Annotated in this window: 21 protein-coding genes and 1 pseudogene; 18 read left to right on the top strand and 4 right to left on the bottom strand. The window is 61.3% G+C overall.

Going from position 1 to position 16491, the window contains the following annotated elements; all coding sequences use genetic code 11:
• The first annotated feature begins 21 nt into the window (after window positions 1-21).
• From BLT85_RS05510 to BLT85_RS05590, 17 genes are all read left to right on the top strand, one after another.
• The gene (locus BLT85_RS05510) at window positions 22-756 is read left to right on the top strand and encodes a phage tail tube protein (RefSeq protein WP_093392216.1); all 735 of its coding nucleotides are present in this window, start codon (window positions 22-24) and stop codon (window positions 754-756) included.
• An 89-nt stretch (window positions 757-845) separates the two neighbouring features.
• The gene (locus BLT85_RS05515; protein WP_093392217.1) at window positions 846-1205 is read left to right on the top strand and encodes a hypothetical protein; all 360 of its coding nucleotides are present in this window, start codon (window positions 846-848) and stop codon (window positions 1203-1205) included.
• 171 nt (window positions 1206-1376) lie between these two features.
• Window positions 1377-3380, top strand: a complete 2004-nt coding sequence (locus tag BLT85_RS05520) for a hypothetical protein (RefSeq protein WP_093392218.1) — start codon at window positions 1377-1379, stop codon at window positions 3378-3380.
• Window positions 3381-3384: 4 nt separating this feature from the next.
• Window positions 3385-3882: a hypothetical protein gene (locus BLT85_RS05525; protein WP_093392219.1), complete on the top strand. Its 498-nt coding sequence runs from the start codon at window positions 3385-3387 to the stop codon at window positions 3880-3882.
• Between the two features lie 3 nt (window positions 3883-3885).
• A complete protein-coding gene (locus BLT85_RS05530) occupies window positions 3886-5601 on the top strand; it encodes a hypothetical protein (RefSeq protein WP_093392220.1) in 1716 nt (571 codons plus the stop codon).
• Between the two features lies 1 nt (window position 5602).
• A complete protein-coding gene (locus BLT85_RS05535; protein WP_093392221.1) occupies window positions 5603-6022 on the top strand; it encodes a hypothetical protein in 420 nt (139 codons plus the stop codon).
• Entirely contained in the window at window positions 6019-7596 is a 1578-nt protein-coding gene (locus BLT85_RS05540; protein ID WP_093392222.1) for a hypothetical protein, read from the top strand. Before BLT85_RS05535 ends, BLT85_RS05540 begins: the two co-directional genes overlap by 4 nt.
• 18 nt (window positions 7597-7614) lie before the next feature.
• A complete protein-coding gene (locus tag BLT85_RS05545) occupies window positions 7615-8502 on the top strand; it encodes a hypothetical protein (protein ID WP_093392223.1) in 888 nt (295 codons plus the stop codon).
• A 40-nt stretch (window positions 8503-8542) separates the two neighbouring features.
• Window positions 8543-9109 (top strand): hypothetical protein, encoded by a 567-nt coding sequence (locus tag BLT85_RS05550; RefSeq protein WP_093392224.1) that lies wholly within the window; start codon window positions 8543-8545, stop codon window positions 9107-9109.
• A gap of 1 nt (window position 9110) precedes the next feature.
• Window positions 9111-9380, top strand: coding sequence for a hypothetical protein (locus BLT85_RS05555; RefSeq protein ID WP_093392225.1), 270 nt, complete (start codon window positions 9111-9113; stop codon window positions 9378-9380).
• Window positions 9381-9384: 4 nt separating this feature from the next.
• A complete protein-coding gene (locus tag BLT85_RS05560; RefSeq protein WP_093392226.1) occupies window positions 9385-9948 on the top strand; it encodes a hypothetical protein in 564 nt (187 codons plus the stop codon).
• 9 nt (window positions 9949-9957) lie between these two features.
• A complete protein-coding gene (locus BLT85_RS05565) occupies window positions 9958-11022 on the top strand; it encodes a hypothetical protein (protein WP_093392227.1) in 1065 nt (354 codons plus the stop codon).
• 2 nt (window positions 11023-11024) lie between these two features.
• Window positions 11025-11576, top strand: a complete 552-nt coding sequence (locus tag BLT85_RS05570; RefSeq protein WP_093392228.1) for a hypothetical protein — start codon at window positions 11025-11027, stop codon at window positions 11574-11576.
• Window positions 11573-12034, top strand: a complete 462-nt coding sequence (locus BLT85_RS05575; protein ID WP_093392229.1) for a YiiX/YebB-like N1pC/P60 family cysteine hydrolase — start codon at window positions 11573-11575, stop codon at window positions 12032-12034. Before BLT85_RS05570 ends, BLT85_RS05575 begins: the two co-directional genes overlap by 4 nt.
• Window positions 12035-12258: 224 nt before the next feature.
• Window positions 12259-12507, top strand: coding sequence for a hypothetical protein (locus tag BLT85_RS05580; protein ID WP_093392230.1), 249 nt, complete (start codon window positions 12259-12261; stop codon window positions 12505-12507).
• Between the two features lie 60 nt (window positions 12508-12567).
• Entirely contained in the window at window positions 12568-13104 is a 537-nt protein-coding gene (locus tag BLT85_RS05585) for a glycoside hydrolase family 24 protein (RefSeq protein WP_093392231.1), read from the top strand.
• A complete protein-coding gene (locus BLT85_RS05590) occupies window positions 13101-13625 on the top strand; it encodes a lysis system i-spanin subunit Rz (RefSeq protein ID WP_093392232.1) in 525 nt (174 codons plus the stop codon). Before BLT85_RS05585 ends, BLT85_RS05590 begins: the two co-directional genes overlap by 4 nt.
• Window positions 13626-14186: 561 nt before the next feature.
• Here BLT85_RS05590 and BLT85_RS05595 read toward each other — a convergent pair.
• From BLT85_RS05595 to BLT85_RS05610, 4 genes and pseudogenes are all read right to left on the bottom strand, one after another.
• Complete coding sequence (locus BLT85_RS05595; protein ID WP_093392233.1) at window positions 14187-14429, bottom strand: hypothetical protein; 243 nt, start codon at window positions 14427-14429, stop codon at window positions 14187-14189.
• 16 nt (window positions 14430-14445) lie between these two features.
• A complete protein-coding gene (locus BLT85_RS05600; protein WP_093392234.1) occupies window positions 14446-15129 on the bottom strand; it encodes an SOS response-associated peptidase family protein in 684 nt (227 codons plus the stop codon).
• Between the two features lie 59 nt (window positions 15130-15188).
• Window positions 15189-15497, bottom strand: a complete 309-nt coding sequence (locus BLT85_RS05605) for a hypothetical protein (protein ID WP_157718135.1) — start codon at window positions 15495-15497, stop codon at window positions 15189-15191.
• A 402-nt stretch (window positions 15498-15899) separates the two neighbouring features.
• Window positions 15900-16089: pseudogene (locus BLT85_RS05610) on the bottom strand (transposase); the annotation flags it as partial.
• Between the two features lie 251 nt (window positions 16090-16340).
• Here BLT85_RS05610 and BLT85_RS05615 point away from each other — a divergent pair.
• On the top strand, window positions 16341-16490 hold the full coding sequence (locus tag BLT85_RS05615; protein ID WP_093392236.1) for a helix-turn-helix domain-containing protein: 150 nt from the start codon (window positions 16341-16343) through the stop codon (window positions 16488-16490).
• Window position 16491 lies beyond the last annotated feature (1 nt).

Below are 16491 nucleotides of genomic sequence, written 5' to 3' on the forward strand. Positions count from 1 at the left end.
TTTTGCTAGAGGAAACCCACCATGGATTCACGCGGCGCCTTCATCGGCAGCGGCAAGATTTACCTTGCCGACATCGCCACCCCGGAAAAGCTGATCTACATCGGCAACTGCTCCTCGCTCACGTACGAGGCCGAGCCGCAGGAAATCACGCTTCCCGATTACTCCACGCCTGGCGGCGGTACCGACGCGAGCATCAACCGCATCGTGGCCGTGAACATTGCCTATACCGCTCACCACTTCAACAAGGCAAACATTGCCCGGGCGCTGTATGCCACTGTCACTGACAAGGCGGCCGGCACTGTCGAAGGGGAGGCTCACACCGCCTACAAAGGCGCGCTGGTGAAAACCGCGTTCCCGAGCCCGTCCACGGTCGTGGTCAAGAATCAGGCGGGCGATACCACCTACGAGCTCGACACCGACTACATCGTCAACGAGGCGGGTATCGAGATCGTTGAAGGCGGCAACATCGCTGACGCTGCGGCCATCACCATCGATTACGCCTACCCACCGCACGCAGACATCCAGGCGCTGACCGCCAGCAACAAGAAATTCCGCATGGTGTTCAAGGGCTTGAACGAGGCGCGCACCGGTAAGCCGCAGATCATCGAGGTGTACAAGATCAGCCACAGTCCGTCGAGCCTGGGCGTGATCGGGGACAGTTTCGGCGAGATGCCCTTCAGTGGCAAAGCAGAGAAGGACGCGACCAAGATCGGTACCGGCCTGAGCCAGTACATGCAGATTCAGGACGTGGACTGAGAGATAGCGCGCTGCTACATCTGATTCCGGGCGATGACCGGAACACTGAAACCCGCTCCGGCGGGTTTTTTACGCCTGGAGATTGGCACATGTCACACAAGGTTTTGTTTCCCGAACGCCAGTTCGTGGATGTCGCTGGCCGAAAGGTAGAGGTGAAGCCGGTGCGCTTTCGCGACTTCGAGCGGTTCGGCAGGGCTGCGGGCAACGCGATCGCCATGGCAGCCAGCCAGACCACCGAACAGCTGTACGTGTACGCGACCAAATCCGGCGTGCTGCTTGATGTGCTTGGCCCGGCAACCAGCCTTTCGAAATGGCGGATCCGGCGGCTGCCTGCCGTCGTGGTGGTGCAGCTGATGTTCGAGGTGATCCGTGTGAACAAGGGTTTTTTCGAGCAAGCCCTGGTCAGCGCGGCAAGTGTGCTGGCTGGGGCCGAGTCGTCCAGCGACTGATTGCCCACGGGCACCGCTGGCAGGACGTTCAGGATTACACCCTCGACCAGATCGAGCTTTTCGCCGCCGAGTCCGGCGTCGACGACCGTGAGCGGCTCCGCGACATGATGGTTGCTGCGCGCGCGGCTCAATCCAAGAAAGAAGACTTTCAAAAGCTGATGAGGCAACTCGATGACAACTAAGACGCAGATCATCATCGAGGGCATCAACAAGGCCGGCCGGGCGTTCACCGACGCGAACAAGCAGCTGCTGAATCTCGACTCGGCTGCAAAGAAAGCCGGGGCTGCGATCGCTGGCGCGCTATCGGTTGGTGTCGTCAGCGCTTGGGTGAAGGAGAGCATCAACGCTGCCGACGAGTCGCGTAAGCTTGCTCAGGCGGCAGGCCTGACCACTGAGGCGTTTACCGGGCTGAGTTTCGCTGCCGGGCAGAGCGGTCTGAATGCGCAGCAGCTCACCAACTCGATGAGCCGGCTGAGCCAAGTGGTACAGCAAGCCGCAGAAGGTAGCGATCGACAAGCCACGCTGTTTCGCAGCATGGGCATCTCGATCAAGGATGCGGAAGGGAACCTGCGCTCGAGCGAGGCGATTCTCGGTGTAATCGCCGACCGCTTCCAGAGCATGCCTGACGGCATTGAGAAGTCCGCGCTGGCAGCCGAGCTGTTCGGTCGCAACCTCGGCGGCAAGATGATTCCGCTACTCAACGGTGGCGCTGAAGGTATCAAAGCACTGACCGACCAGGCCGAGCGGCTTGGGTTGGTAATCAGCGATGAGCAGGCGAAAGCGTCCGAGGAGTTCAACGACAATCTGTCTGTGCTCGGTGGCGTTTCCCGCGGTGCTGCGAACACCATCGCCGGCGAAGTACTGCCCACCTTGAACGAACTCTCTGGGCTGATGATCGACCTGTCCGAGGACGGCGATAACGCCCGCTCGGTTGCGGATGCGCTGGGTGCAGGACTGAAGTTGCTCGCGAGCATCGCCATCGGCGTAGCGACCGCATTCGGCATGGTCGGGCGCGCAATCGGCGGGGCGGCCGCAGCAGCAGCACTGGCTGCGCAAGGCGAGTTTTCTGCCGCAGCAGACGTATTGCGAAACGTCGTCGCTGACAACGAGGAAGCGCTGGCGAGCTCGTCGGAGCGGATCCGCAAATTGTGGGACGGCACCTACGCCGAGGTTGGGGCCGGAGCCGCTCAGGCGTCTGGAGATCTGCGTGAACTCAACGAAAGCATGGTCGAGAATGCCGAGCGCGCCCACCAGGCGATGTCCGATTCGTACAAGAACTTGGTGCGCGATGCGAAGGCCGCGTTACGCGAGCTGGTCAGCGACGAGAAGTCCGCTCAGCGCGACATTGCCAAGCTGCGAGAGGAGCGCCTGGCGATCGAGAGTCGCTATGCCGAGGCAATCGCCAAGTTCAATGGTGCCGGCGCTGGCGGTCCATCTTACTCGCAAGCGCAGGACCTCAAGCTAAGCGCCCGGCAAGCGTTGCAGCGCGGCGACATCGAGACCGCACAGAAGCAGGCTCAGGCAGCGCTGAAAATCCTCGAGCAGCTATCTGATGCCGGCGAGAACACCTACGGCTTCGAGGGGTTCGCGAAGGAGCTGCAGCGTATAGAGCTGGGAGCCAACGCCATCGAACAGTCGAATGCCGACAAGAAGATCGAGGGCATCAAAAGTCAGATGGAGTCGCTGCAGGCGAAAATCACTGAGCTTGAAAAGATCGACATCAAGATCGAGCTGCCGGAATCGGAAAAGCAGAACCTCATCAACCAGATGGAAGAGCTGCGGAAGAAGCTGGGTAAGCCGATCTCGATTCGTGCGGAGATTGCTGGCGCGAGTGGTTCTACGGGGTCGGATATTCCCGGCTTCGCTACAGGCGGTTCGATCCGCGGCCCTGGCACCGGTACCAGCGACAGCATGCTGATCCGCGCTTCCAATGGCGAATACATGATCAAGGCCGCCGCTGTTCGGAAGTACGGGGTTAACCTCCTGGATCAGATCAACGGCATGCGCCTGCCCAAGTTCGCCGACGGTGGCCTGGTCGGCAACATCCAGCCAGCGTCCAGCGGTACGCCTCTAAACCTCAGCCTAGAAGGCCAGACGTTCAGCCTAAACGGCGATTCCGGAACGATCGAAGACCTGGCCCGCGTCGTTCGCTCGGCCAAACTCAAGCGCAGGTAACACCATGACTCAACTGGTACTCGGAGGGATTCCGGTCACGCTGTATAGCGGTGCGCCTGACGTTCGGTATAGCGATGCAGGCGGGCGGACGGATGTGACGCTCAGCGGCGGTAAGCCGATTGCCATGCGCCACTTCTCCAAGCGGGTCATCACCATTACCGGAACCGGCTGGATGGCGACCGGGCTGGATGCGCTGGATTGGGATGCTGAGCATGTACTGCTGAGCCCGTCACCGCTGCGCCTGAGTGGCGCCGGCACGGCGTTTACCCTGACCGCTGACCCGCGCCCGGACGAGGCTGTAACCGCACAGGCTCTGGTTGGTGGTCGCTGGGTGAATGCGTCTGTGACCGCGACGGGCCGCGCCGCGACTGTGACACCGGTTACAGGTGCCACGCTCTACACCGTGGCATGGTTCCCGCAATTCACCGTACTCTGCACGCCGCCAGACGAAGGCTATGCAGGCGGCGCCGTCGATTGGCAGATCACCTGCCGCGAGGTCTGATCCATGCTGAACAGTCAACCGCTCAACAGCGGGCCGCTCAACAGCCTGGCAACGACATCGACAACCGGTCCTGATCCTGTCGAGCTCGCGCCGGGCGGCAGCTTCGCCTGGACAGTCGCGGTATCGGTCGGCGGCACGGACGTGAGCGACATTCTCACAGGCGGTATCAAGGTCGACCGCTCCGAGGATGGCGACAGCGTAGCGACCTTTGCCCTGTGGCTGGGGCTGGAACCGGTCAACGTGATTGCCTACACCGGCCTGCCAGTAGTGATCGACTTCATCGTCGCGGGCGATCCGGCTGTGATCGATCGGCGCTTCACTGGCTATCTGGTGCAACCTGAGTTCAATGTCTTGAGCCGCGTCCTGTCATGTGAGGCAACGACCCGCCTGCAGGATGGCGTCGAGGCGATGGAAATCGCTGCTGTCGACACGTTCGTTGGCGGGCTCTGGTCCGAGGATGTATTCGAGCCGGTCGAAGGCCGGTCCCGCTGGGACTATGCGCAGGAGCGACTGAGCACCCGCGCTGCCAGCCTCAACGCGGACCGCTACGGCGCGCCGCGCATTACCGACTGGCACAGTGCTGCTGTGGCCTATGAGTTCAAGCCCGGCTCGACCATTCACGAGTCCATCGATATTGGCCTGGCCTCGCTGAGCGAGACCACCAACGTCATCGAGCTGGAGCTGGACTACCGCTTCACCCGATACCGCCAGCGCAATCAGCGTTACAGCTGGGAGCATCCCGGCATCGGCGGCAACCGCAGCATTGACGGCTTCACCGCGTGGCGCTCCAACTCAACCGAGCTGCCCGACATTGCGATGATCGTCGAGGCGACCGAGTCGGCGGGCTGGTATCTGACGGCGCCGACCTGGTTCCGCCTGCCCGGCGACCTGCCGGATCTGCCGCAGCCCTGGTACAACAAGAATACCGACCTGCTGCTTGCCGCCGACTGGACCGCGTCTATCCGCTGGAGCCAGCGCGCCGTCGAGCAGTACCGCATTCGGCTGGAAGTGGCTGATGCCGTGGCGGCAGTGGGTGAGGTCATCAAGCGCGAGCGCGTGGTGCTCGATACCGACACTGATGCGGATCGCCTATGGGAAGCGGGCCGCGCCTCGCAGATCGACGAGAACCCGACTGACGTACCGGTCGACGTTCCGCAGCGTGACTCGGCCCGCCTGCAGGCAGCCATGGATTGCGCGCTGGCTCGCGGTCGGGCACAGCTGCTCGCCGCGCAACGGCAGAACCTTGTGAGCTGGCAGGTGCCGCTGGCCCATGCGCTGGGCGTGGACATCGGCCAGAAGCTGCGCCTGAACGATCAGGGCGCGACCGCGACAGGCATGGTCACGACGCTGGTCGACGAGATCGACATCGAATCCGGCGCGGCCATCCTGACCATCGGCCTCTCGGTCAGCCCGGGTTCGGCTACATCGGACGCGCTGGTCATGCCGCCCGCGCCGTCGTTCTTCGATGTGACCGGCCCGAGCGTGCCCGGCGCGCTGCCGACGCAGATCGGGCTGCGCAGCGACAGCCCGTTGTATGACGAAGAGCTGCCCGGCTTTGCTGGCTCCTACTCCATCGGCAACGGCGATCCAGCCCTGCGCTACCCGCGCCGCATGATGATCAACACACCAGAAATTCCCGAGCAGTGGCGAGACGAGATTCAGGCAGAGCGCGCCATGACCTACCGCATCGCGCCGCCAACCGACACGCTGGAGATTTGATATGCAGGAGCGTACCGACCGCAACCGGCAGAAGCTGGCTGAGCGGGAAGGGCGGATTCGGGGGAATCTGAACGCCCGGCAGAAGCGGCTTGAGCAAGGGCTGGTCCGTGATCTGTCCAGCCTCACCCCTGAGCCACCCCAGCCGACGCTAAGGCGGGAAGAGCCGCGGGGCCACATCCCGCCCGGTCGCGGCTACGCGGAACATAATCTGCAGCCGGGCACAGGTTCTCAGCCAACCGGCAGCGGCATTGCCAGCCCCCTGACCGAGACGGCGCGCACCTACGCCGCCGACCCCGTATGGGTCGAGTCGGTCGACGGGTTCGGTTACTGGCGCGTCAAGCGGGTGGCGTCGATCACCTTCGAGGACGCGGAAGGGCGTGAGGTCGTGTTCAATTACACAGGGACGCAGCCAGCGACATGAGCAATCCGACAGAATGGGTAGGCCCTGGCGAGCCTGAGCTGCTTGACCCATATCCGTGGCATGGACTGGTCTATGCCGAATCCGGCACAAACTGGCTGCAGCCGAGCGGCGGGCGACCGCGTCTGCCGCGGCCCGTCCCGCCGACAATTAACCCGTCCGTGATGCCAATAAACAATGCGTATGTGGCAGCGTTGGACGGCTCATTGTGGGATCTGGGTCGGGAAGACCCGCCGTTCTCGCAATATCTGCACGATGTGGGCGCCGAGTCGATGGCGCGCCGGATTCTGCCGAGCAATAGCGGTCTGACGCACAAAGGGCAGGGCACGGTGAATCTGTTCTTCCGTCGCGGCACCGATGGAATTCAGGTTTGGAAGAGTACGGGCCCCAGTAACCTGGATGAAACCAAGCTCGGGGTGCTTGCGCTGAGCATGTCATCGGTCACGCTGTCTGATCCGTACAGCAGGGCTGAATTCACGTTGAACCCTATGGACGGCACCTTGCGCGAGCTGGACCGCTCAGCGGACGGGCGTAAGCGATTGCTGGGACTGGTCACGTCAAGGCTGAACGGATCCCGTACCTACGTCTTTTTCGTCGCGATTCTGACCGTGGAGTTCACGCTCCAGCCCGACGGTGCGTGGACGTGGCAGACGGAAGTCGTCGCCGGTCTGCAGGAGTGTATCGGCAGCCTTGCCGTAGAACGGTTCGTCGATGCCCGTCTGTCTCAGCTCACCATTGATCAGGCTGGGCTAGAAGTGGTACGCACCTACAGCAGCACGACAGCCATCAACCCGACACCGTCTGCCGGCGCGATCTCCAACGGGCAGTACAGTCAAAGCCTCGCCCGCAACGGGCGGATTATGAGTGCCTGGTTCCGCGCCGATGACAGCATTGAAATGGTGCGGGCGGATTACACGTTCTTCGAGGAGCACACCGTCAGCCTGGCCGGGTCGTATTCCAGCAAATGGAACGCCAGCGATGAGAAGTACGAGCGCAAACACTGGCGCCTCGACAACTACAGGCGGGTAGGGCTGGAAGTGACGCTGCGGACTAGTCTTGCATCGGTCAGCCTGGAATATGAGCGGACCGAAGATTACGACCGCAACGTCGACCAAACCTTTCTAGAGGATGGGCCTGGCGGGCCCGGCGTATACGACGTGGGCACGCTCACGTTCGTTAGAGAGGAGCGGATACTTGGCACGCCGGCCTCATATGAGGAGACCTATGAAGAGGGTCCGATCGTGCAGGGCTACCCGGTGCAGCCCGGCATCGACGCGCCTTCAGCTTTGCCCTCTGGTCGGCTATGGGCACCGTTGGACATTTTCTCAGGCCAGCAACTCACCTTGCGCCCGGCATCAACGCGCAGCAACAAGACTGCCGCACTCGTCGGCGGCGGGCTGGGCTTTCAGACTGGCGCACCCTGGTGGCTGAGCGCTGTACTGACGCCGGCGGGCAAAGCCGGCGCCGTCGTCGAGACGGTCGAGGGTGCATCTGAAACCTGCATCTACAACCCCATCACAGGCCAAGTGGCGCGGCAGGCGGACACCCCCGGCCGCACACTGATTGGCTGGCAGTAACACTCACGAGGCGAACCCATGCTCAGATTCATCAACGACTTTCAGGTCAGCCTGAACGGTCCGCTCGACGCTGCGGGTACGGTTCTGCCGCTGGCTGCGGCTGATGCCGCCCGGCTCGACCTTGCCAGCGGCGGCGAATACCTGCTGACCCTGACCGACAACCTCGACGCCACCCAGCGCACCGCTGTGGAGATCGTTCGGGTCAGCGACGGCCTGGCCATTCAACGCGGGCTAGAGGGCACAGCGGCGCGTGCGTGGGGGTCCGGCGCGCTCGTCATGTGCTCGATCACGGCGGGCGGGCTGGCCGAAGTTGCCTCGACGCCTATCGTCGCGCCTGTGCCGCCGAGCTCTGCACCCGACAAGGTGGGCGCGGAATGGATCGCAGCTGTTGAGGAGGGTCTGCCGTTCATATACCGCGCTTCCGGCACCGGTCATGTCTATGACTGGCAGCGCATCGACCGGCAGAGCTTTGCGCCGTTTCAGGTCATCGCAATAGACGCTGACGCGCCGTTGCCGGTCCAAGTACTGCCGCACCATGCAGTCGATGTATATGTCAGCGGCGCCACGAACCCGGTTCAGCGGTTGGTCCTCCCTGCGCTGAAAGCGTTCAGCGATGTAGTCATTCCGTTTATCGTCGAGTCCGCCGACTCCCTGACCCTGGAGGTCGATTTCTCCAACGTGCCCGGTGGGCATTCTCAGTCCGGGCCAGGCGCGTGGCTGGACAATCGGTTGACCTCGCTCACGGTTACGCAATCGCAATCGTTGATCACCATCACATTGGGGCCGGGAGATTACGTCTTCTTTGATCTAGCCATCTCTACCGGCGACCCGGCGCAGAACATTTACTGCAGCGCCCGGATTCTGGCCGACTCCGAACCCGAAACTAGCCCTGTACCCATCGTTTAAGCATCAGCTTCCATAGACACCTCATCGGAGATAGCCGCCCATGCAGCCGGCCAACGTACCCCTGCGCCTGATTCCGGGCACGACTCACCGGGAGCTGCTTCGCGTCATGCAGCCCACCTGGACCTACAAGCCGGTGACAGCCATTGAGGCGAGCGCCCCGGTGCGCCTGACTATTCCCGCCCACGGCATCACCACAGACACCTGGCACGCCTGGCTATCCGGCGTGCAGCACATGCCCGAACTCAACCGCGAGGCCTTGCGGGAACTGCCGCACCGCGTGCACGTGATCGACGCCAACACGCTGGAGATCAACCGGATCAGCGCGACCGGGCGCAACCCGTCCGGTGGCGAGCTGCGCTACCAGCCTCCGGTCGACCTGACCGGCTGCACGCTGGAGATGCAGGTACTCGACAAGGTCGGCAACACGGTGCTGACGCTGGACAACGACAGCGGCCTGAGCATCTCAGGCCCCGGCACCATCGAGCGCGTGATCGGTGCGGATGTGCTGATTCCATCCACACCAGTGCGCTACTGGCTCGAAGTGCGCTACCCGGACGGCACCGAACACCGGTACTGGGAGGGCGCTATCACCCTTGGGGAGCGTTGAGATGGACGCCCCCTGCACCGTGCGCGAAGTGCCCATCGTGACCGCCGTCACGACCGAGAGCGAATCCGCCTCGCTGGTCGAGTCGGTCGAGCATGCCGTGGTCGTCGAGGCCGAGCCGGACGTGATGCTGGTGACTGCCGGCGAGCAAGGCCCGCCAGGCATCGGTGCGTTCGATGAGTGGTTGAAGCGCAACCCTGGCGGTACCTGGGAACAATTCATGACTGTCATCAGCGGCGATGGCGCAGCGGTTTGGCTAACAACGGAGTGGTAAACACATGGCATTGGTAAAATTTCACAAGGTAACGACCCTTCCCGCAACACTGGAAGCCAACGCGTTCTACTACGTTGAGAACGGCACGTTCGCTGAGAGCTACATCACCAACAGTGCAGGCGTGGCGCGCTCGGTGGGTAACACCGCGATGATCAACGCGTTGATTGATCAGGCACTGGCCGACTTCGAATCGGGCATGCAGAGCGAGATGGAGATCGTTCCCGACATCGCCGCGCGTGACGCACTGGCGCCGACCACCAACAAGCTGGTGCTGGTGATCGACGCCTCGGCCGATGCCACGGTGAGTGTGGGGTCGGCGACCTACGCGTGGCGGCAGAGCAGTGCCACGTGGATCAAGATTGCCGAGTACGAGTCGATGGACGTCGTGGTGACATGGGCGAACATCAATGATGGGCCGAGCTCGTCGCCAGCGCAGATCGACTCGGCAGTGAGCGCGTCGCACACGCACGCGAACAAGACGACACTGGACGCGCTGGGGACGAATACGGACGGGCTGACGCTCAACGGCACCAACGTGTCCTCGGTGTGGGCGACCAACGGCTGGTGAGGCGGCACCATGGCACGCATCAAGCACCACAAGGTCGTCTCGTCTCTGCCTGCTGAGCTGGAAGCGGATTCGGTGTACTACGTTCGCGTAGGTACCGGGTTCGATATTTACGTCACCAACGGCCTCGGCACGCTGGTGTCGTACGAGCTCAATACCAAGCCTACGTACCGCAACAAGCTGATCAACGGCGACTTCCGGGTATGGCAGCGCGGCACGTCGCTAACCGTGGGGCAGGGCACCAACCACTTCCTCGCGGATCGCTGGAAGCAGTGGTTCGGCAGCGACGCCGGCAGCGGCACAATAAGCCGAATAGTGCGTTCGCCCGGGCGGTTTGCCTATAGCTGGCAGCAGACAGCCGCGGGGTCGGGCGCTGTACCGCCGCAGCTGCGCCAGACCATCGAGAACGTAAGTACGCTGGCCGGGCAGCAGGCAGTGTTCAGCTTCGACATCCGCGTAACGGCGGGTACTCCGACGCTCCAGCTCTACTTCGTGCAGCACTTCGGTACGGGTGAGACGGAGGGGACGATACTCAAGCCGTTGCCGCTGGCTCCGTCAGCGGACGTAACCGTAACCAAGCCCATGCCGGTTACGCTGACTAGCAACTGGCAGCGCGTCTCGGTCGTGGTCGACATCCCGTCGATAGCAGGGCAAGTGGTCGGCACCAGCGGGACGGACTATCTGGCAGCGGGCTGGCTGGCCACTAACGGGGAGACGTTCACGGTGGAGCTGGCCGATGTTCAGATCGAGGCTAGCGCAGTGGCAACTCAGTTCGAGAGCCGCCCAATCGGGCTGGAGCTGACGCTGTGCCAGCGGTACTACGAGACGGCTCGGTTCCAGTGGAACGGGCTGGTCGGCGTATCGCATAACATCGCATTTCAGGTTCCGTTCAGGATTACCAAGCGTGCTGCGCCTACGGTCATTCAGACCAACGACGGCAACCCACTGAACCTCAGTGCGACCCCTTTCGCTACGGCGATAAATACCCAAGGGTTCCTCACCGTCAGGGACTCGACAGCAGCGGGGCAGAGTCAGGGAGCGTTCGCCGAGTTCTGGACTGCGGACGCGGAGGTGTAGTCATGTACCAGCAATCGAAGTATGGGATCGTGCGACTCCGCGATAACGCGTGCATCCCCGAGACTGAAGGTAACCGGGACTGGGTCGAATTTCAGACATGGGTCGCGCAGGGCAACACGCCTTTGTCTGCGCCGGAGCCGACGATCACGGAGCGCCTGCAGCGCAACAACGCCGCGTACAACGCCGCGACCGACGCGCTTACCGGCGACTACCCGCAGCTCGAAAAGGACACGTGGCCTACACAGGACACCGAAACCAAGACGTGGCTGGCCAGCCCAGGCAACGCCGAGACGCCGTGGATCGACCGGGCTGCGAAAGAGCGGGGTATCGACAAGGAGGAGTACGTCCGGCGTACGCTGATCAAGTCCCGGCAGTTCAAGGTGATGAGCGCGTTTCTCACTGGGCGCCGGCAGAAGTATGAGGACCAGATCAAGGCTGGCGGCAACCCCGGACTAGATTTCGAGTTGACGGAGGAGGTTCTACTGGAGCTGCACGCGATCCAGCAGACCGTGATGAACACCGCCGCGGCGGACCTTCAGGAAGCGATGCTATGAAGATAGTCTTTTCAACCGGCCCACACCTATCTTCTTGGGCGCTGCGTACCGCGCTCATGAGCGAGTGGAGCCACTGCGGCGTGATCATGGAAGACGACAAGACCGTAATCGAAGCATCGGCCAAACACGGCGTGGTCGAGACGCCGGTCGAGAAATTCACTCGCTACGGCAGATGGGTAATTCAGGACGTGCCAGTGCCGGACGAAGCGGCGGCATACGCTGCTGCGCGGGAAGAGCTCGGCAAGGGTTACGACTGGCTCGGCCTGCTCGGTATCGCTGCCCAGCGCGACTGGAACCATGCGGATCGCTGGTTCTGCTCAGAGCTGGTGCAATGGGCAAAGGTAAGCGGCGGGCTACTAGACCTGCGATTCGATCAGCGCCGGATTACCCCGCGTGATCTCTGGCTGTTGCCGTATCCGGTGACTGTATCGGAAGGCGTAAAAGCCGGTACTGCCTAACCCGGCATACAACAAGGAGTGCCGGGGCTGATCGTCCCCGACTTCTGTAGTGTGCCATTGCTGCGCCATCAAATCCGCGAACCCAATCACAAAGGCATGAGCGGGCGAAGCGTTGCAATCTGCATAATCGCAACGGCATACTGATATTGCTCCGAGGCGAGGTTGGCACAGTGGCCAACGAACCCGACGAGCGCTACCGACAATTCCAATTTTGAGGTGATTATATGCTCGGAAGTACCAGCAAATTTAAGGTCGATCGCATCCTATTTAATAAAGGCGGTTTTGCCATCGCTGCCGGATATTGGGAGGGCGGCGACAAGCCCAGCCTGGCCTGCCGCTGGCATGAGCCAGATGGGATCGGTTATCCGCAGACTTTCGGAAAGCCCCAGTGGATGATCTTACCGGCCACCATGGTCAATATTCACGATGCCCTTGACCCGGCCAACGCGAAGGTTGAGCTAACCTTCGGCTGAGAACGCTCTTTCAAAGAAACCCCGCTTCGGCGGGGTTTTTTATTGCCTGGAGAAAAGCACATGGCAGTGATCAAGCCCGACAAGGCTGGCGGTATCAACGTGGTCGCCTTCCTCGACATGCTCGCATGGAGCGAGGGGACCAGCACCATTCTGGCCAGCGATGACGGCTACAACGTGATCGTCGGCGGCGAGCTGTTCGACGACTACAGCGACCACCCGCGCAAGCTTGTGCCGCTGCCGAACCTGGGCATCAAGTCCACCGCGGCGGGGCGGTATCAATTCCTGTCGCGCACCTGGGATGCGATCGTGCGCAACTACGGGTTTCGCGGGCGCTTCATTCCTGAGGCGCAGGACCTGGCCGCGATCAAGCTGTTGCAGGAGTGCGGCGCGCTGCCGCTGATCCGCGAAGGCAGCATCGTCGAAGCCATCCGCCAGGCGGCGCCCATCTGGGCCAGCCTGCCCGGGGCAGGGTACGGCCAGCGCGAGCACAAGCTGGCCAGGCTGCTGGGCATCTATGGCGAAGAGCGCGTTGCCGAGGTCCGGCCGGACAACCAGCTGGTCGCCATCTACTGCAACTGCGGGGGTGCGCTCGCATGATCACCCGCGCAAAGCTGTTGCTGTACGCCGCCGTCATGGCCAGCCTGCTCGCGGCGGGTGCCGGCGGGGCGTGGTTTGTGCAGGACAATCGCTGGCAGGCGAAGTACAGCGATGCCGAAACGCTGCACAGCAACACCCTGGCCGAGATCGCCCGCGCCGGCGCGCGGCAGCTGCAGACCGAGCAGGCCAAGCGGATCCAGCTCGAGCAGGAGCGCGAGCTCATCGACCAACACCACTTCAAGGAATACACCGATGTCACGCAGACCAACGCTCAGCTTGTTGCTGACCTCGATGCTGCTCGCCGGCGGCTGTCAGTCCGCATCAACCCTCCAGCCCGTTGCGACAGCCTGCCCACCACCAGCCCAGCCGCCGGCTTGGATGATGAAGAAGTTCGAGCCGAGATACACCCAGCGGATGCAGCACGTATTGCAGCCATCACCGGAGACGCCGACGAGTGCGCCGTGACGTTGGGGGCATTGCAGGAGTGGGTGAGGGCGGAGAAGAAGCCTCCGGTGCCGTAGGAGGGGTCGTAAAAGGGAGCCCGCCTGAGCGGGCCACCAGCCTACCCAAGCATTGGCATGGGCAGGTTATAAACTACGATCCATAGCTCGACGAGCTTGATCAATAGTTGAACTACTTCCGTAAGGAATAAGATTTTCATCCTATTGAACCTTTGTACGAACGTTGATGTTCGTCGGCCGGTTTCAACCTTAAGTTGACAGGGTCGTCATCTTTTCCCAGTATAGAGAGGCTTATCGCTGTACCGAGAGATCGTCCTAGCCGACGGTTCTTTCGCAAGCTTTCGTGCGGATTTGCGCGCTAACGCTCTTTCGCATGAAAGCTTTTTATTTACTCTTCCATAGTTACCTCCTTGCCCAGTGGCTTGGCTTAGGTGCGGTTGAATCGTAGCACCAACTGCCAGCCATGTTATCAGCTGCGTTTGCTTCTCCAATACTACACAGACATTCTGTCCTTTATTGTGGTAATCCGACGAACGGTAGTTTACTTAAGCAAATAAATATGCAGGCCATAATTAGGTCCTTTTGAGGCCCTCTTTCGGGACTCATAGCTATGGCGGGGATTCAGTCTTCCTTTACGCAACAATCCACTGCAGCCTCAACCAATGCTCGCCGCCCGGCAACTGTGTCCAGGTCCTTCGCGCCCATCTTCATATCGGTATCAAGGCGTTCAGCGTCGCTCTGATCCTCCAGCGGGTTCCAGCCTTCCTTGTCCAGGGTGATGTTGCACAACGTGCCGTCACCGCAGTTCTGTATTTCGTATCCCGCGGCAGCGCCGGCGCGCTCCATCAGATGTTTGTCAGTCATATCGTTCCCCTTTTGGTTAAATCTCTCGCTCGATCAGATGGCTGCCTTCGTTGCGCACGTTCCCAACCGCTTTATCGACGGGAAACCACTCAAAGGCTTCGACTGGTTCGGCATGGTGTCGCGCCAGATCTTCGGCGCGCTCGGGTAGCAGCCCCGGCTCCAGCCATTCCCGCGCTACGTCAGGCGGCAGCACCACCGGCCGGCGATCGTGAATATCCACCATGCCTTGGTCGCTATCCGCTGTGATGATAGCGAAGCCGCCTGTGTCGTCCTCGTCCTTTGGCAGCTGTGCGATCGCAGCCATGAGCATGGGCGCATCGCTCGCGTGGCGGATGTAGTAGGGCTGCTTCTTCTTCGGATCGTTCGGATCCTTTACCCATTCAAACCAGCCGTCCGCAGGCACCAGGCACCGGCCGGTGCACCATATTCCCTTCCAGAACTTGCTCGTCGCGGCTGTCTCAAGCCTGGCGTTGATGGGAGGCGGGCGCTTGCCCTTCGCCCAGAATGGGGCATAGCCCCAGCGGACCGGCTCAACATGCAGTTGGTCGTCATGCTCGTGGATGATCTGCACTTGGGTGCTCGGAGGCACGTTGTAGCGCGCGATCGGTGCATCGCTGGGAGGGGAGGCGAGCCGCTTCGGGCTGGCCAGGTAGCGCATGTACTGTTGTAGAGCTCGGTGCTGGGCGATGCGTCCGCACATGGAAGGTCCTCGTTTGTTACTTCGAGGATAGGACACTGTTCAGCACGACGTGGCTCAGGTCACCGCTGTAGGCAAATCCAGCTCTGCGCGTAGCCCACTCCATCTACGAACTCGGTTCCGGTAAGTGTCATGCCGAGCGGCCCCATGGAATGAAGCTGGACGTCGACGAGGTCCGGCCACGGTGACGTTTGGAGCGGCCACTCACCCTTGAGCGTAGCAATGACCGATGCGCGGCCCATCTTCACCCCGTCGCCGATGTTGCTTTGGTGCTCAATGCGCACGTCCGCCGTGATCCTCTCGGCGTCGCGTAGCTGTTTCTTGTCGAGCGGTTTACCGAGGAGGCGCATGCGGGTGATCTGGAAATGCATAGGATTGTTTTTGTACTGGCTGGATATACAGCATTAAACCAGCAGAGGCGGGAGCACGCCAAGTGGAATCTCGGCGAGCCGGAGACGTGCCTGGCGACACGAGGGGAGGCGGGTTCGCGCAAAACCCCAACGTAAACCATTGATTCGCATAGATGGCGAAACGCACAAAACTCCCGAAAAAGGCGCTGGCGTAGCTGGCCTGTTTTGCGTAGAATCAACGGCTTAGCTGGCGTGAGACGCCTGCATGGGGTGCAAGGGGTCGAGTGTTCGAATCACTCCGTCCCGACCAAACATTAAAAAATCCAGTCACTCAACGGTGATTGGATTTTTTTATGCCTGAAGGTTTTCGCACGTTTTAGAATTTTGCGCGACTTTTTTGCCCTACCGATGCTTGAGGCTTCCATCAAGCCGGTTAATACGGGCTTCGAACTCCTGGTTCTTTTGCTGTTCAGGGGTCAAGGCTTTGCCCTCGGGAGGGTCGCCGTTGCGCGCGATTCGTAATTGGTCCACCCAGCGACGAAGTGCTGATTGGCCAACCCCAAAGGACTTGCTCGCCTAGATGACCGAGTAGCCCCTGGTCTAGAACTAACAACGCTGCATCATGCTTGAACTCTGGAACACGTGCGACGTTGTCTTGTTATCGCACCTTAGCTGTGCACCAACCATCTCGGTATCCGGGATTAGTAGACCGCTACAAAGGGTAAGTTTTCATGCTGCAGTCGACACCTCGCTTAGTTCGGCGCTGGATCCCATGCCGTACGATTCATCCGTACAAAGATGCTCAAGTTAGCAGTATCCTTGCCATCACAGCGGGTGCGGGCCGCCACGACGGCATAGGGCACGATGGAAGAAGAGACTCGCGAAATACTTACCCTCGACGATGTGGCTGCCTACCTGAAGGTAGGTAAGCGAACGGTCTATCGCTTGGCCTTTAAAGTCGGCGGGACATGGCGCTTCTCGGGCACTGATATCGATATGTGGATCAAGCAGTAGT

The organism is Halopseudomonas xinjiangensis (assembly GCF_900104945.1).
In the GTDB taxonomy this organism is placed as follows: domain Bacteria; phylum Pseudomonadota; class Gammaproteobacteria; order Pseudomonadales; family Pseudomonadaceae; genus Halopseudomonas; species Halopseudomonas xinjiangensis.